We start from the raw sequence: 23,395 nt of genomic DNA, 5'->3' as shown, positions 1-23,395 counted from the left end.
GATTCATCCGATTGAAGGCCTCCTTGCGGACTACAAGTCCCTCAAGGAGCACCCGCACTTGTGTACCTACGCCTGACCTGGACGAGGGTGGTTCCGCGGGCATCGTCGCCCGGTCTCGTCCCTTGATCAACGGAAGATCCGGGCCGCTCAACGGCCGTTGATCAAGCTCGACCACGACCGGTGGACCGGCGACCGAGCGGGGAAGATTCCGGACGCTCAACGGCCGAAATCTTCCCCACCCGGACCGCCCCGGCAACCCACACAAGCCCCACACCAGTGGGCAAGCAACTGCGAGCCCCTCAACGAGGCCTTCACTGCACCGCTCGCCGAGCGAGCCGAGCGAGCCGACACAGCCGACACAGCCGAGCGAGCCAACACAGCCACTAAGTGGAGAACCCCACCAGCCCACCGCCACCGGCACCCATTCGCCACCGTTGGAGGTCAGTTTTGCCGTCAACACCCACGCCGTTCGCGCCCACACTGTTCTCCTCGTGCCGAGAGAGGGAGACCGTCATGACCGAAGAAGTCCGGAACCGGCCGCTGGAAATGCCGCGCCAGCTCAAATTCGTCCGTGGCTTCCTCTGGCTCCAGGCGGTCCTCAACATCCTCGTCAGCGCGCTCGTGACCGCGGTCGCGATGAACGAACTCGACCACGGCAACGAGGAGGCCGGCCTCGCACTGGTGTTGGCGCTGCTCGGTTTCGTGGTCGCCGTGGTGCTGATCGCGAGCGCGGTGCGGATCTCCCGCGGGGCGCCCTGGGTGCGGATGGCGGTCATCGTCGTGGAGGCGCTGACCGTGGTCATCGCGGTGATCGGGCTGATCAGCGGCGGGCCGATCACTCAGCTGATCGGGATGGGCATCGCCATCGGGATCATCGTCACGCTCAACAAACCCGAGGAACGCGCCTGGTTCACCCGCTGACGAGGTCGATCCGGTAGCGCGTCTCGGAAAGCAGGACGTCCTCGCCGGGCATGGTGTCGGATTTCTTCGCCCCGTCCGGCACCCAGCCCGCGGCGGCGTAGAACCGCCGGGCGCGTTCGTTGGTGTCGAGCACCCAGAGCGTCGCCTCGCGATGCCCCGCGTCCCGCAGGGCGGCGATGGCGGTGTCGTGTAGCAGCTTGCCCAGTCCCGTGCCCCAGCGCTCCGGCGCGAGGTAGATCGCGCGCAGTTCGCCGCGGAGCCGGTCGACGGCGGTGAAACCGAGGAGGGCATCGTCCTCGGCGAGGACCAGGATGTCGCCTCGGTTGGCGGGGTCGGCGAGGATCCGCTGCCAGCGGGCGGCCCGGCCCTCGACCGAGAGATCGCGGAGGTAGACCTCGGGCAGCAGGCCCTGGTACGCCGACTGCCATGACCGGACGTTCACCTCGGCGATGGGCCAGGCGTCCTCGACGGTCGCGGGCCGGATCGTGGCCATCGTCAGTTCTTCGCCGATGCCTTGCGCGCGGCGAAGGCGGTGACGACGGCGAGCGCGGTCACCATCGACAGTGCGATCCCCCAGCCCGCACCGGTCACGCTCGAACTGTGCGGCATCGCGTAGAACAGCGCGCCCACTATCGCGAGGCCGCCACCGGCCACTCCTCCGTGGAAGGCGACCCCGAACGCCACCGGCCGCAGGAACGCGCCGAGCACGGTGCCGATCAGGAGGACCACCGAGACCATGACGTAGATGGCGCCCTCGTCGGCCCGGGACGACGAGTAATCGAACAGCTCGATCGCCTCCAGCACAAGAGCGAGCGTCGCGCAGCTCCCGGAAACGAGGGCCGCCACCGTGAGCGCGCCTTGCGGTTTCCCCAGCCCGAGCCGGAAACTCCGGTCACGTCGCACCGACACCAGCGCGCAGACGGCCGCGACGAGCAGACAGCCGTCGGCGGTCACGAGGGCGACCGGGCCGAACGGGATCATCGAGAGCAGCGCCAGCCCGCACACCAGCCCCGGCCCGGTCATCCGGCGCGTTTTCGCCGGGAACATCGCGATCCCCGCCCCGGTCGCGAGTGCGACGAGCGGAATGATGGTCCAGCCGCCGTCCTCGAAGAAGTCCTCCGCACTGCTGCTGAGCGAGAACGCGATGGCCACCAGGTAGACCGCGGCCACGAAGGCGAACAGGGCGGCTGCGACGGCATACGGGTCAGGTTTCGTTCGAGAGGGCGCGGGTCGCCGGGCGGGCTCGGGCATCGGTGCGGGAGCGTGCACCGGCCTTGGTTCCGGTATGGGCTCGGGTTCCGGCACGGGCGTGGGTTCGGGGGCCGGCCGCGTCTCCGGTTCCTGGATGACCTCGCCCTCGACTCGCACCTCCACCTCCCCGGTCGGCCCGGTCACGGTGACCCGGCCGTCGAACGGCCCGGCCTCCACGCGGTCCAGCGAAACTTCGGCCCCGTCGGCGACTTCGGTCACCTGCAGCCAGGAATGCGACGACGCGAACCGGCAGGCTCGCGCGATCGGCGGCCCGGTGAGCCGGATCCGCGCCACCGGCCGCGATCCCCGGACGACCTGGCCGAAGCGCAGCACCTCGGGCTCGGTGCGCACCCGCGCTTCCTCCCGTGCCGCGGCCGCCGCGTCGGCGATGTGCTGGATGTCGTTCTGCGCCATCGTGGTGAGGACTTCGTGGGCGCCGATCGCGACGGAGAGGTTCTCGCTCGTGAGCCGTCGCTGGAGTTCCGTCACCGCGCCGAGGCGGGTGAACATGTTCGGATCCTCGCTCGCCGCGCGCAGATCGGCCGGGACGGGTGACGGTTTGATCCGGCGGCGCCTGCTCCTGGCCAGGTACAGCTCGCCCTGCATTTCGATGTCGCGGCTGGGCGTCTGGTTCGGGTTCCGCTCGCGGACGCTGTCGAACAGGTAGTCGTAAAGCTCGCTGAGCGCGATCCAGCCGTCTTCGTCGCGGTCCGCGTCCCCGGTACGGAGCCCGTCGACCAGTGCCGAGGTGAACACCGACGGCCGGGCGTGATCGTCGGCGAGGTGATCGCCTTCGAAGGCGTACTCGATGGAGTTCGACGCGGTGATCACCGCGCGGCCGCGGCCACCGAAACCGCCGCCGGGGAAGGCGTCGAGAACTCCCGCCTCGCCGGAGGCGCGTACCGCGACCCCTTGGCTGAAAGCGCCACCGTAGCAGCAGTCCAGCAGCAAAACGATGCTGCGAGACCGGCTCATCCGCATACAGCGTTGGACGAAATCGGCGGGCACGGCACTCGACGCCAGCCGCTCCGGCCGGGTGTTGCGGGCGGCGAAGAACAGCTCGCCCGACTCGCTTTTCAAGCCGTGACAGGAGAAGTGCACCAGCAGGACGTCGTCCGGCGCGCTGTCGGCGAACAGATCCTCGACCCGGCTCGCGATCACGTGCGCGGTTTCGTCCCGCACCACCTGGACGTCGAACTCGCTGATGGTGCGATCGGCGAGGACTTCGGCGAGTGCCTCGGCATCGGCGGCCGGGGACCGCAACGCGCTCAACCCGGGGTTGTCGTACTCCCCGTTCGCGATGATCAGGGCACGCCGCTCGCCGGTCATGATCCCGAATGCCTGCGCACGAAGAGGTCGACCAGCTTGTCCTGATCGCTGAGGCTCGCTTCGGACAATTCCAGCACGTCGCCGTCGATTTCCAGGCGCACCGTGCGCTTGACCCGCCCGCCGCGCGACAGCCATTCCCGTACGGCCGCGACGACCGAGCGCAGGCCGTCGGCGGACTTCCCCAGCGTGACCAGCAGCCCGCCTGCCGTAGCGACATCGAATCCGCGTGACCCGGGCGGCGCTGGACCGGAGGGCAGCGCCTTGACGTCGGCGACACCGCGTTCGATCAGTTCCCCGCGAAGGTATCCGGCGAGCTGGTCGACCCGCTCGGCGTCGGCGCCGTCCTCGCCGAGCTGAACCCGCACCGCTGACGTCATCGATGGCCTCCCTCGCCCGCACCACAAGGGAACCTCTCCGCCCGTCCGGCGACAAGGTCCGATCGGGCAGAAATCCTCACGTCAGCTTTTTTCCAGATACTCCACGCGGTCTTCGTCGACGAGGTCGGCGATCATATGCGCGAGCCCCAAGAAATTCCCCAAGGCCGGATCCTTTTCGACGATTTCCAACGAGCGGGCCCTCGCCTCGGCGATGACGTCCTCGTCGCGCAGGAGTGACAGCAGTTTCAACGTCGATTTCTTGCCGGACTGCGCGGCGCCGAGGATGTCACCCTCGCGGCGGAGTTCGAGGTCCATTCTGGACAGTTCGAAACCGTCCGTTGTGGACTCGACGGCCGCCAGCCGCTCGCGGGTCGTCGTCCCGTCCAGGGTTTCGGTGACCAGCAGGCACAGCCCCGGCACGCTGCCCCGGCCGACCCGGCCGCGCAACTGGTGCAGCTGGCTGATGCCGAACCGGTCCGCGTCCATGATCACCATCGCGGTCGCGTTCGGCACGTTCACGCCGACCTCGATCACGGTGGTCGCGACGAGGACGTCCAGGTCGCCAGCGGAGAACGCCCGCATCACGGCGTCCTTGTCGTCGGCGGGCATCCGGCCGTGCAGGACCCCGATCTTCAGTCCCTTCAACGGGCCTTCGGCCAGTTCGGGCGCGACATCGAGGACGGCGAGCGCCGGCCGCTTGTCGCCCTTGTCCGACGCCGGTTCGTCACCGATGCGCGGGCAGACGATGTAGGCCTGATGTCCCTTGCCGCATTCCTCACGGACCCGTTGCCAAGCCCGGTCCAGCCACGCGGGCCGCTCCGCCACCGGCACGACCGACGTCTTGATCGGCGACCGCCCGACCGGCATCTCGCGCAGCGCGGAGATCTCCAGATCGCCGTAGACGGTCATCGCGACCGTGCGCGGGATGGGCGTCGCCGTCATGACGAGCACGTGCGGGCTGGTCTCGTCGGCACCGCGGGAGCGCAGCGCGTCCCGCTGCTCCACCCCGAACCGGTGCTGCTCGTCGACCACCACCAGGCCGAGGTCCGCGAAGGACACCGTGTCCTGGATGAGCGCGTGCGTGCCGACGATGATCCCGGCCTCGCCGCTGACCGTCTCCAGCAAAGCCTTCTTACGTTCCTTGGCGCCCATCGAACCGGTCAGCAGGGTCACCCGCGTCGCGTTCTCCGCGCCGCCGAGTTCACCGGCCTGCCCGAGGTCCCCGAGCATCTCGCGCAGCGAGCGCGCGTGCTGCGCGGCGAGCACCTCCGTCGGCGCCAGCATCGCCGCCTGCCGTCCGGAATCGACGACCTGCAGCATGGCGCGCAGCGCGACCACGGTCTTGCCTGAACCGACCTCGCCCTGCAGCAACCGGTTCATCGGATGCTCGGTCGAGAGGTCGCGGGCGATCTCTTCGCCGATCTCGCGCTGCCCCGCCGTCAACTCGAACGGGAGCCGTTTGTCGAAGGCGGCGAGGATGCCGTCCTCGGTGTGCGGGCAGGCTTTCGCGGGCCGGGAGACCAGGGAATGCCGCCGCTGCGCGAAGATCAGCTGCACCGCCATGGCTTCGTCCCATTTGAGCCGCCGGCGCGCCGAGTTCAGCGCCTCCCAGCTCGACGGGCGGTGGATACCGCGGAGCGCGCTTTCCAGGCTGGGCAGGCCATATCGGGCCAGCAGCTCCGTCGGCATCGGGTCCTCGTCGACCTCGAGTACGTCCAGCACCTGCCGTACGGCCTTGGCGATCACCCAGGTCGGGATTCCCTGCGCCGCCGGGTAGACCGGGATGATCTCGGCGAGGAAGTCGTCCATCGCCTCCGCTTGCCGCTCGGCGCCGAACAGTTCGTACTCGGGGTTCGCCAGCTGCAGGACGTCGCGGAAGGCGGTGACCTTGCCCGCGAAGAGACCGTTCTTGCCGGGGACGAGTTCCTTCTCACGCCAGGCCTGGTTGAAGAAGGTGCATTGCAGACGGCGTTTGCCGTCGGTGATCACCATTTCCAGCAGGGTGCCGTTGCGCGCCTTCATCCGGCGCTTGTTCACGCGTTCGATCCGCGCCATGACGGTCGCGTGCTCACCGAGTTCGAGTCCGGCGATGTCGGTGAGCTGGCCGCGGTCGGCGTAGCGGCGCGGATAGTGGCGCAGCAGGTCGCTGACCGTTTCGATCTTGAGGCCGTTGGCGAGTGCCTTCGCCGTCGCCGCGCCCACGACCAGCTTGAGGTCCGCGCGCAGGTTCGTCATGCGGTCACTCCACCCCCATCAGCAGCACGGCGTCGGACTGGCCGCCGGCGTAACTCGTCAGCTCGATCTCGGGATGTTCCAGGCGGAGCTGGTCGGCGAGCTCACCGGGAAGCCGGACCGGCGCGTCGATCCCGGTCAGCACGGTGACCAGTTCCCCGCCGAGGGCCAGCATCCGGTTCAGCACGCTGACCGCGGCCGCGACCAGGTTCGTCTCCGAGGCGGGCGCGGGCTCGATCAACACGACCTCGCCGTCCACGAGGCCGACGACGTCACCGGCCTGCGCCCTGCCCACCCAGGTTAGCGATTCCTCCTGCGCGATCCGCAGTTCGCCACGCCTGGTCGCGGCGGCCGCTTCGGCCATCGCGACCACGTCGTCGTTGGTGCGGCGGTCCGGATCGTGCACGGCCAGCGCGGCCAGTACCTGGACCGGCGAGACACACGGGATGACCACGACGTCGCGATCGGCGGCCATCGCGTGGCCCGCCGCCGCGTCGGCCGCCGCGGTCAGCTGCCTGCCGCCCGGGAGGACGGTGACGTGGTGCCCGGCGGCCTCGTTGATCAGGCCCAGCATCTCCTCGACCGTCGGCGAGACCCCGTGCGGCACGGACAGCACCGCGACCCCCTCCGCGCGCAGCAGTTCCGCCAGCGGCCCGCCGTGGACCACGGCGACCACCGAACGATCGAGTCCGCCGCCGACCTCGACCGGGGTCGGCGTGATCAGCGGCTCGACCCGGACTTTTCGAGGACGGCCCAGCTCGATCCCGGCCTCCAGCGCCGCGCCGATGTCGGCGCAGTGCACGTGGACGGCGAAGCCGCCCGCGCCGTCACCCGCGACGGTGACGCTGTCGCCGAGCCCGCTGAGGGTCTTGCGCAGCGCGGGGAGGCTTTCCTCGTCGACGCCGTCGAGGAGGTACATGACCTCCCAGGCGGTCGGCGACTCGATCGCGTGATGGTGATGCGCTTCGAGCGGATGCTCCGGTTCGGTGACGCCGCCGGAGATCACGCCGGACAGGGCGTCGAGGACCGCGACCAGGCCGCGGGCACCGGCGTCGACCACACCGGCCACGGCCAGGACGGGAAGCTGTTTCGGGGTCTCTTCCAGTGCTTCGGCGGCGACGCTCGCCGCCGTCGCGGCCACCTCTTCGAGTGACCCGGTCGCGTCGCGGACGGCGGCGGCGACGGTGTGGAGGACGGTGAGGATGGTCCCGGCGACCGGACGGCTCACCGCCCCCGTCGCCGCCTTGTCGGCGCAGTCGAGCGCCGCCGCGAGCCCCGGCCCGTCGAGTTCCCTGGCCGCGGCCGTCTCGGCGATACCGCGCACGACCTGCGACATGATCACGCCGGAGTTGCCCTTGGCCGCGGCGACCGCGCCCTTGGCGAAGGCCGACAGCGCCTCGGCGGCGTCCTCCGGCTCGGCCCCGGCCAGCGCGTCGCGGGCGGCGGTCATGGTGAACAGCAGGTTGGAGCCGGTGTCGGAGTCGGCGACCGGGTAGACGTTGATGCCGTCGATCGACGGCCGCAGCACCGCCAAGCTGTGCACACAGGCCGCCGACCAGGCCGACACCGCCGCCACGTCCAGCACCCGCACCCCGTAACCTCCTAGCTGTTCCAGCGAGGGTATCGACCCGGTGCCGGAGGCCGCTGAGCCACTGGTTACTATGGTCGAGTTGCCCAGCATGCTGGGCGCGTCATTCTTTGTCCCAGATCCAGAGGAGTTCGACGTGGCTGCCGTGTGCGACGTCTGTGGCAAGGGACCGGGCTTTGGCAAGTCGGTCTCGCACTCCCACCGGCGTACCAACCGCCGGTGGAACCCGAACATCCAGACTGTTCACGCCAAGATCGGTCTGTCCCAGCGCAAGCGCCTGAACGCCTGCACCTCGTGCATCAAGGCGGGCAAGGTCGTTCGCGGCTGAGCCGGGTTTTTGGGGAATGGCGGGTGCTCTTCGGAGCATCCGCCATTTTTTATGGGCCCCTTCGCCGTTCCGTGAAGGCCCCCTTCCCTCGGCTCAGCCGAGGGAAGGGGGCCTTCACGCGCGACAAAAGGCTAGGGGAGCTTCCAGTCCACGGGCGCGGAGCCCTGCTGCTCCAGCAGCTGATTCGCCCGGCTGAACGGACGCGAGCCGAAGAAACCGGCGTGCGCCGAGAGCGGGCTCGGGTGCGCCGACTCGATGCACGGCACCTTCCCCAGCATCGGCTTCAGGTTCCGCGCGTTGCGGCCCCACAGGATCGCCACCATCGGCTCGTCCCGCGCGGCGAGGGCCTTGATGGCCTGTTCGGTGACCGCTTCCCAGCCCTTGCCCTGGTGCGAGTTCGACTTCCCGGGCTGCACCGTCAGCGACCTGTTGAGCAGCAGCACCCCCTGCTCGGCCCACGGCGTCAGGTCACCGTTGGACGGCAACGGGTGCCCGAGGTCCTCGCAGTACTCCTTGTAGATGTTGATCAGGCTCTTCGGGATCGGCCGGACGTCCGGCGCCACCGAGAAGCTCAGCCCGACCGCGTGCCCTGGCGTCGGGTACGGGTCCTGCCCGACGATCAGCACCCGCACGTCGTGGAACGGCTGCTGGAAGGCCCGCAGCACGTGCTCCCCGGCCGGGAGGTAGGTCCGGCCCGCGGCGATCTCCGCGCGGAGGAACTCCCCCATCGCGGCGACCTGCGGCGCCACCGGTTCGAGGGCCTGCGCCCAGCCTGCTTCGACGATGTCCTGCAGCGGTCGTGCGGTCACGGCGTGCGAGCTTACTCACGTCACGCGAGCCGCCGGAGTTCGACCCGGAACCGTGCCGCACGCTCGACATAGCCGTCGACGACGAGCTTGATCTTGTCCGGCCCGAACGACGTGTTCGGCCGCGTCTTCGCCGGGACGCCGAGCGCGATCTGCCCACTGTCCACATGGGACCCGTAGGAGAGGACCGCGCCCGCGCCGACCATCCCGCCGTCCTCGACGACGGTTCCGTTCAGCACCACCGATCCCGACGCGATCAGGCAGCCCTCGCCGATGCGCGCGCCCTCGATGTGCACGGCATGCCCGACGGCGGAGGAGTTCCCGATCACCGTCGGTTCGTTCCGGGTGCAGTGCAGGACACAGCCGTCCTGGACGTTGGACCGCTCGCCGATCTCGATGTAGCCGAAGTCGCCGCGCAGCACCGTCTGCGGCCATATCGACGCGAACGCCGCGATCCGGACGTCGCCGATCACCGTCGCGTCGGGATGGACGTAGGCGTCCGGGTGGATCGAGGGTTCGCGATCACCCAGTGCGTAGATCGGCATGTGTTCTCCCTAAACCAGCGGCTTGGCGTAGCAGATGCTTTCCGGCTCGTCCTTGTAGTACCCGAAGCCCGGCATCTCCCGATAGCCCGCCGACTCGTACAGGGCGATGGCTTCCGGCTGTTTGTCACCGGTCTCCAGGACCATGCGCCGCCGCCCGGCCTCGGCGGCCGTCCGCTCCAGCTCGGCGAGGACGGCCCGCGCGAGCCCGCGCCCCCGCGCCGAAGCCGTCACGTACATGCGCTTGATCTCGGCGTCACCGGGCACCAGCGGCTCGGGACCGTCGTGCGATCGCCACGCGCCGCACGCGACCGGGACGTCGTCGAGGTAGGCGGCCAGGAACAGTCCCTTCGGCGAGGCGAACTGCGCCGCGTCCATCGGCGTCTCGTCTTCGCTGCCGTACCGGGCGGTCAGCTCGAGCTGGGCTTCGGCCAGCAGCTTCGCCGCGTCGGGGTGATCGTAGGGCAGCACGCGAATGTCCATGAGCGCGAGATTAGCGAGTGGAGGGGCCGTTCCCCACCGTAGATTTGCGCTCATGTCGATCGAAGTCCCCACCACCGGCCTCGCCGAGGCACCACTGCGCCAGGCCCGCAACTCCGCGGCGTTCTGGGCCGCGACCGGTCTTTCCCGCGGCCACGAGGTGATCCGCCGACGCGGCTTTCTCGCCGTCGCCGGTGACGAGCGCGCCGGTCTCCGCGTCCTGATCCAGGAACCCGAGCTCACCGCCGACGAGGTGGCGGAGATCACCGAGCTCGCCGAGCGGGCAGCGGGCCCGGTGGACGCCGAAGATCCCTTCAGCGCCACCGACCTGAACCACCTGGGGGAGATGCGCAGCTGGCAGATGCCCGTCATGCTGCGCCCGCCCGCCCCGGTCGCCGAACCCGCCATGGCGGTGACGCGGGTGGTCGAGGAGGCGGAGCTGCGCGCGGCGGAACGTGCCGTGATCGAGGGTTTCGAACTGGCGGCGCGCTTCCGGCCGGGTGAGATGTTCCCCATGGCCATTCTCGAACAGCCGGGGGTCGCCGTATTCGTCGCGCGGCTCGACGGCGAGGTCGCCGGGGCGTGCGTCACGTTCGTCGAGGACGGCTTCGGCAGCCATTACTGGGTCGGCACGCCCGAGGCCTTCCGCTCTCGCGGTGTCGGACGGGCGGTGATGCTCGGTTCGCTCGCCCCGCTGGCGGAGCTGCCGGTCACCCTCACCGCTTCCCGGCTCGGCAGGCCGCTGTACGAATCCCTCGGTTTCACCCTTGCCGCGCCCTCGACCTGGTGGGCCACCCGCTCCTAGCGCCAGTGCTCCCAGCCGCTGTGGTGACCGTACTTCTTCCCGTCCACCGTCACCCCCGAATCCGGCATGGTCACGACCCCGATCTCCGACCAGCCCTCAGGTAGCTCGCCGTACGGCGGGAAGGTGGCCGCGAACGCGTGGTCCTCACCGCCGGTGAGTACCCATTTCAGCGGGTCGGCGCCGAGCGCGGTGCCGACCTCGGTCAGCCTGCTCGACACGTCGAGATCCGCCGTCCGCACGTCGATCCCGACGCCGGAGGCGGTGGCGATGTGGCCGAGGTCGGACAGGAGGCCGTCGGAGACGTCGATCATCGAGGTCGCGCCTCCGTCGGCCGCGCGGATCCCGGCCTCGTAGTCCGGTTCGGGGCAGCGCTGCGCGTTGACCACGCTGACCGGGGAGCGGAAACCCCGCCCGAGCACGGCGAGCCCGGCGGCCGCCCAGCCGAGCCGTCCGCAGACGGCGACGACGTCGCCGGGGCGGGCGCCGGACCGCGTCACCGGTTCCCGGCCACCGAGGTCACCCAGCGCGGTGACGCTGATCACGATCTGGTCGGCTCGCACCATGTCGCCGCCGACGATCCCGACGCCGGCGCGGTCGGCTTCGGCCCACATGCCCTGGGTGAGTTCGGTGACGAGCGCCGTCTCGGTGTCCGGCGGGCAGGCGAATCCCATGAGGACGGACGTCGGGCGGGCGCCCATGGCGGCGATGTCGGTGAGGTTCACCGCGACCGCCTTGCGCCCGACCTGTTCGGCGCTGGACCAGTCGAGACGGAAATGCACTCCCTGCACGAGAACGTCGGTGGACACCACCGTCCGGCCGTCCGGGGTGGCCACGACGGCCGCGTCGTCCCCCGGTCCGAGCAGTGTCGTCTCCGGCTGTTTCCGGCCGGCCGTCACCGCTTCGATCAGCCGGAATTCACCGGTCCCGGCGACCGTGCCGTCATTCGGTGACACCCGTCACCTCCACTTTCCCTTGTCCGGACAAATGTCGATCACCGATAGTCGGAAGCCCTAGGTTTTTCCCGGGGCTGGCGATACGTTGCTACAACGTTCCTACCTTGAGCCGACTTTTACGAAGGGGCGCGCCGTGGTCCACGCATACATCCTCATCCAGACCGAGGTCGGCAAAGCCGCCGCGGTCGCCGCGGAGATCTCCACCATCTCCGGTGTCACCAGTTCGGAGGATGTCACCGGTCCCTACGACGTCATCGTCAAGGCCGCGGCCGACACCGTCGATCAGCTCGGCCAGCTCGTGGTCGCCAAGGTGCAGAACGTGGAGGGCATCACTCGGACGCTGACCTGCCCGGTCGTCAATCTTTGACAAATGGTGTAGTGGTGCGGTGGCTGACACGGACACCGGCGCTCCCCCGAAACCACTGTTGATCGCGGCCGCCTGCCTGGCGATCCTGCTCGTCGCGGGTGTGGCCGTCTTCGGGCTGACCCGGGGCGCGGATTCCGGCGCCCCGGCCGCCGACGACCCCCTTCCGCTCGTCCCGGTCCCGGCGCCGCAGTCGGGGTCACCCGAATGCGCGAAACTCGTCGGCGCGTTGCCGCACGAGCTCACGTCGTCCGGGAACACCCTGGTCCGGCGGAAGCTGGCCGACCCCGCCCCCGAGGCGACGGTCGGCTGGGGCACCGGCGACCCGGTGGTCCTGCGCTGCGGGCTCGGCAAACCGCCGGAGCTGACCCCGACCTCGCAGCTGCGGACGATCAACGGCGTCCAGTGGCTGCAGGTCGAGGGCGAGGGCAGTGCGACCTGGTTCGTGGTGGACCGCCCCGTCTACACGGCGCTCACCGTGCCGGGTACCGCGGGAACAGGTCCGCTCCAGACCATTTCGGACGTCATCGCCGCCAATCTCCCTGCGGTACCGCTGCGCTTCTGATCGCCGTCAGGGCACGAGCAGGCTCTTCCCGGTGTAGCGCCGCGCCTCGATGTCCGAATGCGCGGCGGCCGCCTCCGCCAGCGGATACGTCCGGCCGATGACCGGCGTCAGCGCGCCGTCGGCGGCCAGCCGCAGCACTTCCCGCACCCGGCGCGGTCGGCGTCGCCGAGCACGGTCTCGGCACCGCTGGACAGAGCGCAAGCTACGACCTCCAGCGAACTGGAGGTCAAGATCAGCCGCCGAGCAGGGAGATCAGCGGTTTCAACGCGGACTGGAGCGCTTCTCGCGAACAACCCGCGTAGCCGATGAGATTCCCGAACACCGTCGGTGTCCCGGCGAAGTGCCGGGCGAGACCGTCGAGCCGGATCCCGGCGCGTTCCGCCGCCGCCATCCGCGCCGCCTCCTCGGGCGCCGATCCACAAGGGACGACCAGATGCGCGCCCGCGTCGTCGCCGAGCACCGGGATACCGGCCGAGGTCAAGGCATCCGAAACCAGCGACCGGCGTTCCGACAGTTCCCGCCGGAGCTTCCGCAAGTGGCGTCCCAGATCACCGTGCCGCGCCAGCTCGACGAGCACCCGCTGACCTGCCGGTGACGGGCGCGTCCCGGTCGCTTCCCGGTATTCCAGCACCGCGGCCGCGACCGGCGGCGGTGCGACCATCCAGCCCGCGCCCAGCGCCGGGGTCAGGATCTTGCTCGTGGTCCCGAGATGCGCGACGACGTCGGGGGCGAGCGCGGCCAGCAACGGCAGCGGCGCGACGTCGAACCGCAGCTCGCCGTCGTAGTCGTCCTCGATCACCAGCATGCCCTCGGTCCGGGCGAGTTCGACCAGCTCGACCCGGCGGGAGGCGCTCATCCGGCTGCCGAGCGGGTACTGGTGCGCGGGCGAGCAGTAGACGGCGCGGACGCCGGCCGGGATCGCGTCCGGGCGCAGGCCCTCCTCGTCGACGGGGGCGGGGACGACCTCCAGTCCCGCCCGCCGGAACGCCTGCACCGCGCGCTGGTAGCCCGGCTCCTCGATCGCGACCCGGTCCCCCCTCGTGAGGACCGCGCCCGCGAGTTCGATCACCGCCGCCGTCGTACCGCCGGTGGCCAAGACCGTTCCGGCGGCGAGGCCGCGGTGCCGCAGCAGATGTTCGGAGACCGTGTCGCGATACGCGGGCAGACCGGACCTGTCCTCGCGATAGGTCGGCCGCGGGTCGGCGGCGGCCCGCCACGCGCGGCGCCAGGCCGCCTTCTCGAGTCCGTCGGCCCACGGCACGCCGGGGGTGAGGTCGACCAGCGTCGGCGGCGTGGCGGGCGCGCCGGGCGCGGGACCTTTCGACGGCCTGTCCGCGGGCGGCGTGGTGGTGACATAGGTGCCGGAGCCGTGACGGCCCGCGATCCAGCCTTCCGCGTGAAGCTGCTCGTACGCCGCCGACGTCACCGTGCGGCTGACGCCGAGCCGGTGCGCGAGCGCCCTGGTGGAGGGCAGCCTGTCACCGCCGCGCAGATGCCCGTCGCCGGCGGCCGCGCGCAAGGCGTCGGCCAGCTGGACCGCGAGCGGGACGGCGGAATCGCGGTCGAGGCTGACCGGCAGAGCGGTGTCGGACATGCTGTACTCCGCGCTTCCGAGAAGTGGCCTTCTCGAGTATAGGAGAATTGGCCGTTATTACAGGCCACTCTCGTGGGTGAGACTGCTCGCATGTCCACCCCGCTCTCTCCCACCGACCGAACCACCCTCGGCCGCAAGAAGAACCGCGCGCTCACCGACCGCGCGGCGCTGTACGCGGTGCTCGACGAAGCCCTGATCTGCCACCTCGGCGTCGTGCGCGACGGCTTCCCGCTGGTCATCCCGACCGGCTACGGCCGCGACGGGAACACGCTCTACCTGCACGGATCGACCGGCGCGAGGAGTATGCGCGACTCCGACGGCGTCGAGGTCTGCGTCACGGTGACCCTGCTCGACGGCATCGTCTACGCGCGCTCGGTCAACAACCATTCGATGAACTACCGCAGCGCGGTGATCCTGGGCAAGGCGACCGCGGTGACCGACGCCGAGCGGAAGATGCACGGTCTCCGCGTGCTGACCGACCATCTCGCGCCCGGCTCGTGGGAGCACGCGCGGGACGTCAACGCGAAAGAGTTCGCGTCGGTTTCGGTGCTGGAACTGGACCTCACCGAGGCGTCGGTGAAGATGCGCGGCGAAGGTCCCGACGATCCCGAGGACGAGGTCGCGGCGGATCTGTCGTGGGCGGGGGTGCTGCCGGTGCGGACCGTGTTCGGAGAGCCGGAGCCGTCGGCGGACCTGGCTTCGGAGTGGGTGGTGCCGGATCACGTGAAGGCGCGGGTCGGGTAGCGCTCACGCGCGCCAGGAAAGGACCTTTCCTCGCAAATTTTGCAAGGAAAGGTCCTTTCATTGCGCGCGCTGGGGGGATTACGGGCGGTGGCGTGGCAGCCGCACGGTGAACGTCGTCGACCCCGGCACGCTCTCGACCTCGATCGTCCCGCCGTGCGCGGAGACCAGCGAGAGCACCACCGAAAGCCCGAGCCCGGTCCCGCCGTTGCCGCGGGTGCGGGCGGTGTCGACCCGGTAGAACCGGTCGAAGATCCGGTCCCGCGCGTCCGGCGGGATCCCCGGCCCGACGTCGCTCACCCGCAGGACGACCTCCGAAGCCGAAGCCGAAGCCGACAGCGTGACCGCCGTCCCCGGCGGCGTGTGCACCGCGGCGTTGGCGAGCAGATTGTCCAGCACCTGCCGCAGGCGCACGGGATCCGCTTGCAGGACAACACCTTCCGGTAGCGGGCCGACGGTCAACGGATGATCCGGGCGACCGGCGGCGAAGGCCTCGCCCGCGTCGGTGATGAGCTCGGCGACGTCGACGTCCACCAGTCGCAGCGGCGCTTCGGTTTCCGGCGCGTCGAGGCGCGCGAGCAGCAGGAGGTCGTCGACGAGCACGCTCATCCGCTCGGTCTCTTCACGGATCTTCGACAGATGCGCGTCGCGTTCGGCGGGTTCGTTCGCCGCCGCGTACCGGAAAAGCTCGGCGTAGCCCCGGATCGACGTCAGCGGCGTGCGGAGTTCGTGCGAGGCGTCGGCGATGAAGCGCCGCAGCCGTTCGTTCGCCTCCCGGCGCGCGGCCAGCGAGGAATCGAGGTGCGCCAGCATCACGTTGAACGCCGTCCGCAGTTCCTCGACCTCGGCGCCGCCGCCGTTCGCCTCGGCGCGCACCGGGAGATCGGCGTTCGTGGTGAGATCGTGCGAAGCGATGTCGTGTGCCGTCCCGGCCATGTCGCTCAGCGGCCGCAGCCCGCGCCGCAGCACCAGCCGTCCGACCATCACCAGCACCGCCAGCGCCAGCAGGAACACGACGACCTCGACCATCACCAGCTGGCTCACCGTCCGGTCCAGATCCGCCTGCGGCGCGGCGCTGACCAGCACGATGTTCTGGCTCGGCTCGATCGGACAGGCCCGGACGCGGTAGGTGCCCATGTCCTCGATGTAGACGGTGCGCAGCACCTCGGTCCGCGTCGCGTCCTCGGCGACCTTTTCGAGCGCCTTCGTGTCCGGCGGCAGGGAACCGCCCGCCTGCGGCAGGGCGTCGCCGTTCCGCACCGAGAACACCGCCGAGAACCAGCCGTAGGACTGCTGCGGTTTCCCACCGTGTGTGGTCCGCAACGACGGGACCTGGCTGATCTGGGTCTTCGCGAGCTGTTCGTCGAGCCGGTCGTCCAGGTAGCCCTTCATGATGCCGACCATCACGGTGCCGACGACCGCGAACACGACCAGCGCCAGCACGCCGAGCCCGAGCGCCAGGCGGGTGCCGAGCCTGGAGGAGCGCCAGGCGTCGTACCACCGGCGCAGTATCTTCATCTCGCCGCCTGCCGGACCACGTAGCCCACTCCGCGCACGGTGTGGATGAGCGGCTCGTGGCCGGCGTCGAGTTTGCGGCGCAGATGCGAGATGACGAGTTCGACCACATTGGACCGGCCGCCGAAGTCGTATTCCCAGACGTGGTCGAGGATCTGCGCCTTCGTCAGCACCGAGGGCGAACGCCGCATGAGGTAGCGCAGCAGTTCGTACTCGGTCGGCGTCAGCTCGGCGGGTTCGCCGCCGCGAGCGACTTCGCGGGTGTCCTCGTTCAGGGTCAGGTCACCGACCCGCAACAGCGCCGCCTTGGCCTGGTTCGTGCTCCGCCGCAGGACCGCGCGCAGCCGCGCCATCAGCTCCTCGACCGAGAACGGTTTGACGAGGTAGTCGTCGCCGCCGCGGGTGAGCCCGGCGACGCGGTCCGCGGTCGCGTCCTTCGCGGTGAGGAAGACGACCGGGACGGCCGTCCCCGCCTCGCGGAGTTTGTCCAGCACGGTGAACCCGTCGATGCCGGGCAGCATCAGGTCGAGCACGACGATGTCGGGCGCGAACGCGGCGGCCTTGGCGAGCGCGTCCTCACCCGAGCCGGCGGTGACGGCCTGCCAGCCTTCGTATCTGGCGACGGTGGCCACCAGGTCGGCGATATGCGGCTCGTCGTCCACCACGAGCAGGCGGACGGGGTTCTCGGTGTGCACGAACCCATCCTCCGTGAACGCGCGCGCGAGGGCGAGGCGGGAGCGCACACGACAGGAAGCCGACAGCTTCCGCCAAGAAAGGTCACAGGTTGGCACCGCAGGCTCGGTACTTGAACCGGACCGGAAGGGACCACGTGTGACCACCATGACGCAGACCGCCGTGAAACCGCGCCCGGCGATCCGTCCCAGGATCGCCGCACGCGCCGGGCTCTTCATTTTCCTCGGGGCCAACGTGGCCGCCGTGACCATGCTCTTCTTCGCCGCCGGGCCGTCGGACAACGTGCTCATCAGCATCGGCAGGCTGGCCGGGCTGTACGGGGCGCTGGCGATGGCGTTCCAGTTGCTCCTGGTCGCCCGGCTGCCGTGGCTGGACCGCCGTCTCGGCATGGACCGGCTCACCGTGTGGCACCGCTGGACCGGGTTCAGCCTCCTGTGGACACTGCTCGCCCACTTCGTCTTCATCGTGTTCGGCTACGCGCAGGTCGAGGACAACGGCGTGGTGGACGAGTTCGTCACGATGGTGACCAAACTGGAGGGGATCCTGCGCGCGGTCGTCGCGTTCGCGCTCATCCTGCTGGTCGGCGCCGTTTCCGCGCGCTTCGCCCGCCGCCGCCTGGCCTACGAAACCTGGCATTTCATCCACCTCTACACCTACGCCGCGGTCGTACTGGCCTTCACCCATCAGATCGCGCTGGGCGGATCGTTCGCGTCGTCGCCGGGGGCACAGGTTTACTGGTGGGCGATGTGGGGTGTCGCACTCGGCTCGGTGATCGCCGGCCGCGTGGTACTGCCGCTGGCGCGGAATCTGCGTCACCAGCTGAAGGTCGTCGCCGTGGTCCCCGAATCCCACGACGTCGTCTCGGTGTACATGACCGGCAAACACCTCGACAAGATGCCCGCGAAGGCCGGACAGTTCTTCCTCTGGCGCTTCATGACGAGGGATCGCTGGTGGCAGGCCAATCCGTTCTCACTGTCGGCCGCGCCCGACGGCCGTACCCTGCGGTTGACCGCCAAGGCGGCCGGTGACGGCAGTGCGTCGTTGCGGTCACTGAAGGTCGGCACGCGGGTGTTCGCCGAAGGCCCGTACGGCGCGTTCACCACTATGCACCAACGGAAACCGGACGCGCTGCTGGTCGCGGGCGGGGTCGGGATCACGCCGATCCGCGCGCTGCTGGAGGAGATCTCCGGGCATGTCGTGGTGCTCTACCGCGTGCGCAGCGAAAACGACGCCGTCCTGCTGCCGGAACTGATGGGATTGGCACGGGCGCGCGGCGCGGTCGTCCGTGTCCTCAGTGGACCGTCCGATCTGTCCGGCCCGCACGGTCCGGTGCTCGGGCCGCACAACCTGCGCCGGATGGTGCCGGACGTGACGGAGCGGGACGTCTTCGTCTGCGGCCCGCCCGGGATGACGTCGGCGACGTTGCGCAGCCTGCGCGAACTGCAGGTGCCGAATCAGCAGGTCCACGCCGAACGCTTCAGCCTCGCCGCCTGAGTCAGGGAGTCCCCGATCATGAAGAAGACCATCGTCGCCGCCACGGTCGCCCTTTCGGCCGCCGGCTTCCTCGGTGTCTGGCTGTACGAACCGGGTCCGCTCGGTTCGGAGACCGTGGCCGTCGCCGCACCCGCGGCACCGAGCACGTCCACTTCAGACGGTGGCGCGTCCGAAGGATCCGAACGCACACTGGACGGCTCGGTCGAAAGCAACCGCTACGGCACCGTCCAGGTACGGCTCGTGATTTCGGCCGAGGACAGGATCTCCGAAGTCCGGCTGCTGCAGCGGCCGACCAGCGGGCGCGGGGTCGCCGCGATCCCCGTCCTGCAGGAGGAAACGCTGACCGCGCAGAGCGCCGACATCGACACCGTCTCCGGGGCCACGGCGACGAGCGAGTCGTACGTCAAATCGCTGCAGGCGGCGCTGGACGCCAGATGAACCGCGTCGAGCAGGTGATGGGCCTGCCGGTCTCGGTCGACGTCCGGGCGGGCGGCCACCTCGTGGAGCGCGCGATCGACGGCGTCTTCGACCGGCTGCGCGAGGTCGACGCCCGGTTCAGCCCGTTCAAGGACGGCAGCGAGGTCTGCCGCTACGACCGCGGCGAACTCGCGCCGTCGGCACTGAGTGACGACCTGCTCGAGGTGCTTTCGCTGTGCGACCACTACGAACGGCTGTCCGGCGGGGCGTTCACCGCCCGGCTGCCCGGACGGCGGCTCGACCCGAACGCGGTGGTGAAGGGCTGGGCGGTGCAGCGGTCGGCGGCGTCGCTGCTGGCCGAAGGGCTGGACGTCTTCTGTATCAACGCGGGCGGCGATGTCGTCACCTCCGGCGAACCGGAACCCGGTCGTCCCTGGCGGGTGGGCATCCGGCATCCCGAACAGCCGGACGCGATCTGCGCCGTGGTGGAATCGTCCGGCGGCGCCGTCGCGACGTCGGCGGGATACGAGCGCGGCGCGCATATCCTGGACGGCCGGACCGGGCTCCCGGCCACCGGGCTGCTCAGTGTCACGGTCGTCGCCGACGACCTCGTCACGGCGGATTCCCTGGCCACGGCCGCTTTCGCGATGGGGACCGAAGGGATCTCCTGGGTCGCGTCGCAGCCGGGTTGCCAGGTGCTGATCATCGACGCGGAACGGCAGGTGCACCGGTCGCCGGGGCTTCGGCTCGCTTAAACCGTTGGCCGGGCTTCGCGGGCTCGGGCAGACTGCGGCGTCATGACCTCTGTCGTACAGAATTTCTTCTTCGACTGCGCGGACGCCTACGAGCTGGGGCGGTTCTGGAGCGGCGTCGTCGGCAAGCCGATGGCGGACGACGATCAGCCCGGAGACCCCGAAGCGATCATTGAGATGGACAACGGTGTCACGCTGTTCTTCGGGCAGGTCCCGGAGCCGAAGACGGTGAAGAACCGCATCCATCTCTGCCTGCGGCCCGACATCCCGCGCGACGAGGAGGTGGAGCGGCTGCTGAAGCTCGGCGCGACCCTCCTGCACGACCGGCGCAACCCGGACGGCACCGGCTGGGCCGTCCTCGGCGACCCCGAGGGCAACGAGTTCTGCGTGCTGCGCAGTGCGGACGAAAAGGCGGCCACGGCATGAGCGAGTACCTCACCCTCAACCGCGCGAACTGGGACGAACGCGCCCCGGCGCACGCGGCGTCGGCGGATTACGGCTACGAACGGTTCGTGAAGGACCCCGCGCATCTCAGCGGTGTTGTCCGTTTCGACCGGCCGCTGCTCGGCGACGTCGACGGTCTGCGCGGAGTGCATCTGCAGTGCCATATCGGCACCGACACGCTTTCCCTGTCGCGCCTCGGCGCGCGGATGACCGGACTCGACTTTTCCCCGCCGTCGCTGGAGATCGCGCGACGGCTGGCCGCCGAGGCCGGTGCGGAGATCGATTACCACGAGTCCGATGTGTACAGTGCCGCCGACGTGCTGGGCGCCGGGGAGTTCGACCTCGTCTACACCGGAATCGGCGCGATCTGCTGGCTTCCCGACATCGCCCGCTGGGGACAGGTCGTCGGGAAGTTGCTGAAGCCGGGCGGGCGGCTGTTCATCCGGGACATGCACCCGATGCTGGCCACCCTCGACGAAACGCAGCCGGTGATCACGCCGCGGTTCCCGTATTTCGAGCAGGCCGAACCGCTGGTCTTCGACGTACCGGGGACCTATGTGGACACCGACGTGGAGTTCCGGAACAACCGGACGCACGAGTGGAACCACGGGCTGGGCGAGATCGTCATGTCACTGCTCGACGCGGGACTGACGCTGACCCGGCTGGTGGAGCACGACAGCGTGCCGTGGGAAGCGCTGCCCGGCTTCATGACCGTGGACCCCGCGACGGAGGAATGGCGGCTGACGGAGGAGCCTCAGCGACTGGCGGCGAGCTTCACCATCGAGGCCGTCAAGCGCGTTTAGAGGACGAAATGCGTGCGTGGTGAAGAATAGAAGGTATGTCGAGTGAATCCCGACGGCCGCTGGTCGCCGTCGCCGCCCTGGGCGGCACCATCTCCATGGTCCCCGGTGACGGGGAAGAGCACGCGGTCCCCCGCCTCAGCGCCAAGGACCTGCTCGGCGGCCTCGGCGAGGACCTGGAGATGGACGTCCGCGCGGAGACGCTCGCGGGCATTTCCAGCGCCTCGATGGACTTCGCGACGCTGATCAAGACCCGCGACTGGGCCGCGCGAGCCGTCGACGAAGGCGCCCAAGGCGTCGTCGTGGTCCAAGGCACGGACACCCTCGAAGAGACGGCGTACTTCTTCGAGCTGACCTGGGCTTCCGAGGCGCCGATCGTCATCACCGGCGCCATGCGCAATCCCAGTCTGCCCAGCGCCGACGGCGCGGCGAACCTGCTCGCCGCGCTGACCGTCGCGGCCGAACCCCGCAGCCGGGGACGCGGTTCGCTGGTCGCGTTCAACGACGACGTCCACCTCGCGCGCTGGGTCCGCAAGACGCATTCGAGCCACGTCGAGGCGTTCTCGTCGCATCCCGCCGGACCGCTCGGGCTGCTCGCGGAGGGCGCGGTGCACTACTTCCACCCGGTCGCGCCGCGCCCGGAGGCGTTGCCGGTGGAGAACGCCGACTTCTCCGGGTTGGTGCCGATCGTCGAGAGCGGCGTCGAGGACACCGGGGAATTGCTGGAGACGCTGGTCAAGGCCGGGGTCAAGGGAGTGGTGCTCGCCGCGAACGGGGCCGGGCACGTTTCGGCCGCGACCGCCGACGTGATCGAACTCGCGCTGCCCGAGGTGCCGATCGTGGTCGCCGGCCGCACCGGCGCCGGGCCGACGTTCCGGAGTACCTATGGCTTCCGTGGTTCGGAGTCGGACCTGATCGCGATGGGCGCGACCATGGCAGGCTGGCTCGATCCGCGTAAATCCCGGCTCCTGCTGCACACCCTGCTCGCCACCGGTGCCCCGCGAGAGCGCGTCGAGGCCGAATTCCGCCTACGCGGCGACCTCACCTGACCCGCGACGCCCGGCGGTCATTCCCGGATCGGGCCGGAGATGGGGTCCAGGTGGTACGGGCGCATGGCACGCGGCTGGTGCCGGTAGACATGCACGCTGACGGCGGGGTCCGGGCCCTCGTTGCGCACTTCGTGGATGTAGCCGGGCCCGAAGACGCGTGACTGACCGGCCGACAGCGAATGCAGCTCCGTCACCGCCCGTCCGTCGACGGCGCGCCGGGCGACGGTCTCGCTCAGCTGCCCGCTGACCACGGTGAACGCGCCCGCGGCGAATTCGTGGTCGTGCAGGTCGGTGTGCTGGCCAGGCAGCCAGCTCATCAGCCAGATCTCCTGCAGTTCGTCGCTGTCGACGAGCGCGGAGAACCGCTGCTCCGGGTCGTAGCGCAGCAGATGCCGCCAGCGGTCACGGTCCGCCGCGAACTCGAGCGCGACGCGCACCGGGTGGCGCAGGGCGGGGTTTTCGGGAATGACGAGCGTGTTGTCCGGGACGGCGAACATGGAGGTGTCCTCGCAGAAGAAAAGGGTGTCGAACTGGGCCGGGGCGGGGTTCACCGACAACAGCGACACGGCACACACGCGACGGCGCCAAGACCCGAGAGGCCCCGCGACACAGTCATCCCACGTGCGAACATGCCCACAGCGAACCAGTGCGGAGCCCGGCGGTCAACCGATCTCATACCGTGGACCATGAGTTCCGCACGTACCGACCATGCTGGCAGCACGAATCCGCCCTGGTCTGTCGCGATCGTGCGGTCTTGCTTGCGCGCACCGGGGTGCCCGACCCCCTCAAGGGACACAAGTCGAAATGTCCGGATTATCGCTGTTTGACCGCGTAGACCAGGTCGGGTGGCCTGACTCCGGTAAGTGCCGTCCGTTCGGGTGGGGAGATTCCGGTCGTTGATCAACGGAGGATCCCGCATGAACGACTGGTAACTCGCCCTGGCAGGGGCTGCTTGCGCCAAAGACCGCGGTCCAGTGGGCGATGGAGTGGCCCGCGTATGGCGATTTCGCGCCGACTCGATCAGGTAACTACGTGAAGGCCCCCTTCACTGCGTCCAGCGCAGTGAAGGGGGCCTTCACGTACTCAGGAATACGGTCAAACTGGGCGTAAGCAGCCGCCTATCGAGGGGCATTCAAACGTGGCGTATTCGTCTCGCCACCTGACGGCAGGCGAGGACCCCGCAGAGACGGGGGCAACTGTCCACAAGGGACATCTTTCGAGGAATGAGTGTCCGATTGATGACGCTATGTGCGGTTCCGCGCGGGGGGGTGGTGGTGTTGTGCTACGGGTTGTACAGCCTATACACCGAAACCACCCACCCCCCCCCAAACACACACAACCACGCGGGACGAAAA

General features: G+C 69.7%; 26 protein-coding genes. 12 read left to right on the top strand and 14 right to left on the bottom strand.

The features are described from left to right. Positions 1-513: 513 nt before the first annotated feature. Positions 514-921, top strand: a complete 408-nt coding sequence (locus tag ACZ5ZX_RS09425) for a hypothetical protein (RefSeq protein ID WP_465501512.1) — start codon at positions 514-516, stop codon at positions 919-921. Here ACZ5ZX_RS09425 and ACZ5ZX_RS09420 read toward each other — a convergent pair. The 5 genes from ACZ5ZX_RS09420 to ACZ5ZX_RS09400 form a co-directional block, all read right to left on the bottom strand. Further along, positions 911-1,414 carry a GNAT family N-acetyltransferase gene (locus ACZ5ZX_RS09420; protein WP_465501511.1) on the bottom strand — a complete coding sequence of 168 codons (504 nt, stop codon included), beginning with the start codon at positions 1,412-1,414 and terminating at the stop codon, positions 911-913. The genes ACZ5ZX_RS09425 and ACZ5ZX_RS09420 overlap by 11 nt on opposite strands. A 2-nt stretch (positions 1,415-1,416) precedes the next feature. Continuing rightward, entirely contained in the window at positions 1,417-3,501 is a 2,085-nt protein-coding gene (locus ACZ5ZX_RS09415; RefSeq protein ID WP_465501510.1) for a caspase family protein, read from the bottom strand. Beyond that, on the bottom strand, positions 3,498-3,878 hold the full coding sequence (locus tag ACZ5ZX_RS09410) for a hypothetical protein (RefSeq protein WP_465501509.1): 381 nt from the start codon (positions 3,876-3,878) through the stop codon (positions 3,498-3,500). Before ACZ5ZX_RS09410 ends, ACZ5ZX_RS09415 begins: the two co-directional genes overlap by 4 nt. A gap of 81 nt (positions 3,879-3,959) precedes the next feature. After that, a complete protein-coding gene (recG, locus tag ACZ5ZX_RS09405) occupies positions 3,960-6,113 on the bottom strand; it encodes an ATP-dependent DNA helicase RecG (RefSeq protein ID WP_465501508.1) in 2,154 nt (717 codons plus the stop codon). A 4-nt stretch (positions 6,114-6,117) separates the two neighbouring features. Beyond that, a complete protein-coding gene (locus tag ACZ5ZX_RS09400; RefSeq protein WP_465501507.1) occupies positions 6,118-7,701 on the bottom strand; it encodes a DAK2 domain-containing protein in 1,584 nt (527 codons plus the stop codon). Between the two features lie 133 nt (positions 7,702-7,834). Here ACZ5ZX_RS09400 and rpmB point away from each other — a divergent pair, with 133 nt between their 5' ends. Next, a complete protein-coding gene (gene rpmB, locus ACZ5ZX_RS09395; protein WP_007031450.1) occupies positions 7,835-8,026 on the top strand; it encodes a 50S ribosomal protein L28 in 192 nt (63 codons plus the stop codon). 131 nt (positions 8,027-8,157) lie between these two features. Here rpmB and ACZ5ZX_RS09390 read toward each other — a convergent pair whose 3' ends face one another. From ACZ5ZX_RS09390 to ACZ5ZX_RS09380, 3 genes are read right to left on the bottom strand one after another with little or no spacing between them, the layout of a single operon-like run. Next, a complete protein-coding gene (locus ACZ5ZX_RS09390) occupies positions 8,158-8,835 on the bottom strand; it encodes a uracil-DNA glycosylase (protein WP_061986757.1) in 678 nt (225 codons plus the stop codon). Positions 8,836-8,855: 20 nt separating this feature from the next. Then, entirely contained in the window at positions 8,856-9,377 is a 522-nt protein-coding gene (locus tag ACZ5ZX_RS09385; protein WP_465501506.1) for a gamma carbonic anhydrase family protein, read from the bottom strand. 9 nt (positions 9,378-9,386) lie between these two features. Continuing rightward, positions 9,387-9,857, bottom strand: a complete 471-nt coding sequence (locus ACZ5ZX_RS09380; protein WP_465501505.1) for a GNAT family N-acetyltransferase — start codon at positions 9,855-9,857, stop codon at positions 9,387-9,389. A gap of 52 nt (positions 9,858-9,909) precedes the next feature. Between ACZ5ZX_RS09380 and ACZ5ZX_RS09375 the strand changes: the two genes are divergently transcribed. Then, entirely contained in the window at positions 9,910-10,659 is a 750-nt protein-coding gene (locus tag ACZ5ZX_RS09375; protein ID WP_465501504.1) for a GNAT family N-acetyltransferase, read from the top strand. Here the strand turns inward: ACZ5ZX_RS09375 and ACZ5ZX_RS09370 are convergent. Next, on the bottom strand, positions 10,656-11,612 hold the full coding sequence (locus ACZ5ZX_RS09370) for a thiamine-phosphate kinase (protein WP_465501503.1): 957 nt from the start codon (positions 11,610-11,612) through the stop codon (positions 10,656-10,658). The two genes, ACZ5ZX_RS09375 and ACZ5ZX_RS09370, sit on opposite strands and share 4 nt — an antisense overlap. A gap of 133 nt (positions 11,613-11,745) precedes the next feature. Here ACZ5ZX_RS09370 and ACZ5ZX_RS09365 point away from each other — a divergent pair, with 133 nt between their 5' ends. Both ACZ5ZX_RS09365 and ACZ5ZX_RS09360 read left to right on the top strand, forming a co-directional pair. Then, entirely contained in the window at positions 11,746-11,979 is a 234-nt protein-coding gene (locus tag ACZ5ZX_RS09365) for an Lrp/AsnC ligand binding domain-containing protein (RefSeq protein WP_061986752.1), read from the top strand. A gap of 19 nt (positions 11,980-11,998) precedes the next feature. Next, entirely contained in the window at positions 11,999-12,541 is a 543-nt protein-coding gene (locus ACZ5ZX_RS09360; protein ID WP_465501502.1) for a DUF3515 domain-containing protein, read from the top strand. Between the two features lie 6 nt (positions 12,542-12,547). On the opposite strand, the gene ACZ5ZX_RS09355 is transcribed toward ACZ5ZX_RS09360, so the two are convergent. Together ACZ5ZX_RS09355 and pdxR are read right to left on the bottom strand one after the other, a co-directional pair. Beyond that, a complete protein-coding gene (locus tag ACZ5ZX_RS09355) occupies positions 12,548-12,679 on the bottom strand; it encodes a zinc-binding dehydrogenase (RefSeq protein WP_465501501.1) in 132 nt (43 codons plus the stop codon). 94 nt (positions 12,680-12,773) lie between these two features. Beyond that, positions 12,774-14,135: a MocR-like pyridoxine biosynthesis transcription factor PdxR gene (gene pdxR / locus ACZ5ZX_RS09350; protein WP_465501500.1), complete on the bottom strand. Its 1,362-nt coding sequence runs from the start codon at positions 14,133-14,135 to the stop codon at positions 12,774-12,776. A 90-nt stretch (positions 14,136-14,225) separates the two neighbouring features. Between pdxR and ACZ5ZX_RS09345 the strand changes: the two genes are divergently transcribed. Next, the gene (locus ACZ5ZX_RS09345) at positions 14,226-14,879 is read left to right on the top strand and encodes a pyridoxamine 5'-phosphate oxidase family protein (RefSeq protein ID WP_465501499.1); all 654 of its coding nucleotides are present in this window, start codon (positions 14,226-14,228) and stop codon (positions 14,877-14,879) included. 78 nt (positions 14,880-14,957) lie between these two features. On the opposite strand, the gene ACZ5ZX_RS09340 is transcribed toward ACZ5ZX_RS09345, so the two are convergent. Further along, complete coding sequence (locus ACZ5ZX_RS09340; RefSeq protein WP_465501498.1) at positions 14,958-16,394, bottom strand: sensor histidine kinase; 1,437 nt, start codon at positions 16,392-16,394, stop codon at positions 14,958-14,960. Then, complete coding sequence (locus ACZ5ZX_RS09335) at positions 16,391-17,086, bottom strand: response regulator transcription factor (RefSeq protein ID WP_465501497.1); 696 nt, start codon at positions 17,084-17,086, stop codon at positions 16,391-16,393. Before ACZ5ZX_RS09335 ends, ACZ5ZX_RS09340 begins: the two co-directional genes overlap by 4 nt. Positions 17,087-17,231: 145 nt before the next feature. On the opposite strand from ACZ5ZX_RS09335, the gene ACZ5ZX_RS09330 reads away from it, so the two are divergent. From ACZ5ZX_RS09330 to ACZ5ZX_RS09305, 6 genes are read left to right on the top strand one after another with little or no spacing between them, the layout of a single operon-like run. Next, complete coding sequence (locus ACZ5ZX_RS09330; RefSeq protein WP_465501639.1) at positions 17,232-18,578, top strand: ferredoxin reductase family protein; 1,347 nt, start codon at positions 17,232-17,234, stop codon at positions 18,576-18,578. Between the two features lie 18 nt (positions 18,579-18,596). Further along, on the top strand, positions 18,597-19,016 hold the full coding sequence (locus tag ACZ5ZX_RS09325) for an FMN-binding protein (protein ID WP_465501496.1): 420 nt from the start codon (positions 18,597-18,599) through the stop codon (positions 19,014-19,016). Then, on the top strand, positions 19,013-19,750 hold the full coding sequence (locus tag ACZ5ZX_RS09320) for an FAD:protein FMN transferase (protein WP_465501495.1): 738 nt from the start codon (positions 19,013-19,015) through the stop codon (positions 19,748-19,750). The genes ACZ5ZX_RS09325 and ACZ5ZX_RS09320 overlap by 4 nt, the downstream gene beginning before the upstream one ends. A 42-nt stretch (positions 19,751-19,792) precedes the next feature. Then, positions 19,793-20,173, top strand: coding sequence for a VOC family protein (locus tag ACZ5ZX_RS09315; protein WP_465501494.1), 381 nt, complete (start codon positions 19,793-19,795; stop codon positions 20,171-20,173). Next, entirely contained in the window at positions 20,170-20,994 is an 825-nt protein-coding gene (locus ACZ5ZX_RS09310; RefSeq protein WP_465501493.1) for a class I SAM-dependent methyltransferase, read from the top strand. The genes ACZ5ZX_RS09315 and ACZ5ZX_RS09310 overlap by 4 nt, the downstream gene beginning before the upstream one ends. 35 nt (positions 20,995-21,029) lie before the next feature. Beyond that, positions 21,030-22,040, top strand: coding sequence for an asparaginase (locus ACZ5ZX_RS09305; protein ID WP_465501492.1), 1,011 nt, complete (start codon positions 21,030-21,032; stop codon positions 22,038-22,040). A gap of 17 nt (positions 22,041-22,057) precedes the next feature. On the opposite strand, the gene ACZ5ZX_RS09300 is transcribed toward ACZ5ZX_RS09305, so the two are convergent. Further along, complete coding sequence (locus ACZ5ZX_RS09300; protein ID WP_465501638.1) at positions 22,058-22,537, bottom strand: cysteine dioxygenase; 480 nt, start codon at positions 22,535-22,537, stop codon at positions 22,058-22,060. Positions 22,538-23,395: the final 858 nt, after the last annotated feature.

It is taken from the genome of Amycolatopsis sp. NPDC033938 (genome assembly GCF_055575975.1).
This window is presented reverse-complemented; position numbering and strand designations above follow the sequence as displayed.

Excerpts from the sequence above, each read along its gene's own strand:
- ACZ5ZX_RS09425 (WP_465501512.1), top strand. The coding sequence starts at position 514 with ATGACCGAAGAAGTCCGGAACCGGCCGCTGGAAATGCCGCGCCAGCTC.
- ACZ5ZX_RS09420 (WP_465501511.1), bottom strand. The coding sequence starts at position 1,414 with ATGGCCACGATCCGGCCCGCGACCGTCGAGGACGCCTGGCCCATCGCC.
- ACZ5ZX_RS09415 (WP_465501510.1), bottom strand. The coding sequence starts at position 3,501 with ATGACCGGCGAGCGGCGTGCCCTGATCATCGCGAACGGGGAGTACGAC.
- ACZ5ZX_RS09410 (WP_465501509.1), bottom strand. The coding sequence starts at position 3,878 with ATGACGTCAGCGGTGCGGGTTCAGCTCGGCGAGGACGGCGCCGACGCC.
- recG (WP_465501508.1), bottom strand. The coding sequence starts at position 6,113 with ATGACGAACCTGCGCGCGGACCTCAAGCTGGTCGTGGGCGCGGCGACG.
- ACZ5ZX_RS09385 (WP_465501506.1), bottom strand. The coding sequence starts at position 9,377 with ATGCCGATCTACGCACTGGGTGATCGCGAACCCTCGATCCACCCGGAC.
- ACZ5ZX_RS09380 (WP_465501505.1), bottom strand. The coding sequence starts at position 9,857 with ATGGACATTCGCGTGCTGCCCTACGATCACCCCGACGCGGCGAAGCTG.
- ACZ5ZX_RS09375 (WP_465501504.1), top strand. The coding sequence starts at position 9,910 with ATGTCGATCGAAGTCCCCACCACCGGCCTCGCCGAGGCACCACTGCGC.
- pdxR (WP_465501500.1), bottom strand. The coding sequence starts at position 14,135 with ATGTCCGACACCGCTCTGCCGGTCAGCCTCGACCGCGATTCCGCCGTC.
- ACZ5ZX_RS09345 (WP_465501499.1), top strand. The coding sequence starts at position 14,226 with ATGTCCACCCCGCTCTCTCCCACCGACCGAACCACCCTCGGCCGCAAG.
- ACZ5ZX_RS09340 (WP_465501498.1), bottom strand. The coding sequence starts at position 16,394 with ATGAAGATACTGCGCCGGTGGTACGACGCCTGGCGCTCCTCCAGGCTC.
- ACZ5ZX_RS09330 (WP_465501639.1), top strand. The coding sequence starts at position 17,232 with ATGACGCAGACCGCCGTGAAACCGCGCCCGGCGATCCGTCCCAGGATC.
- ACZ5ZX_RS09325 (WP_465501496.1), top strand. The coding sequence starts at position 18,597 with ATGAAGAAGACCATCGTCGCCGCCACGGTCGCCCTTTCGGCCGCCGGC.
- ACZ5ZX_RS09320 (WP_465501495.1), top strand. The coding sequence starts at position 19,013 with ATGAACCGCGTCGAGCAGGTGATGGGCCTGCCGGTCTCGGTCGACGTC.
- ACZ5ZX_RS09315 (WP_465501494.1), top strand. The coding sequence starts at position 19,793 with ATGACCTCTGTCGTACAGAATTTCTTCTTCGACTGCGCGGACGCCTAC.
- ACZ5ZX_RS09310 (WP_465501493.1), top strand. The coding sequence starts at position 20,170 with ATGAGCGAGTACCTCACCCTCAACCGCGCGAACTGGGACGAACGCGCC.
- ACZ5ZX_RS09305 (WP_465501492.1), top strand. The coding sequence starts at position 21,030 with ATGTCGAGTGAATCCCGACGGCCGCTGGTCGCCGTCGCCGCCCTGGGC.
- ACZ5ZX_RS09300 (WP_465501638.1), bottom strand. The coding sequence starts at position 22,537 with ATGTTCGCCGTCCCGGACAACACGCTCGTCATTCCCGAAAACCCCGCC.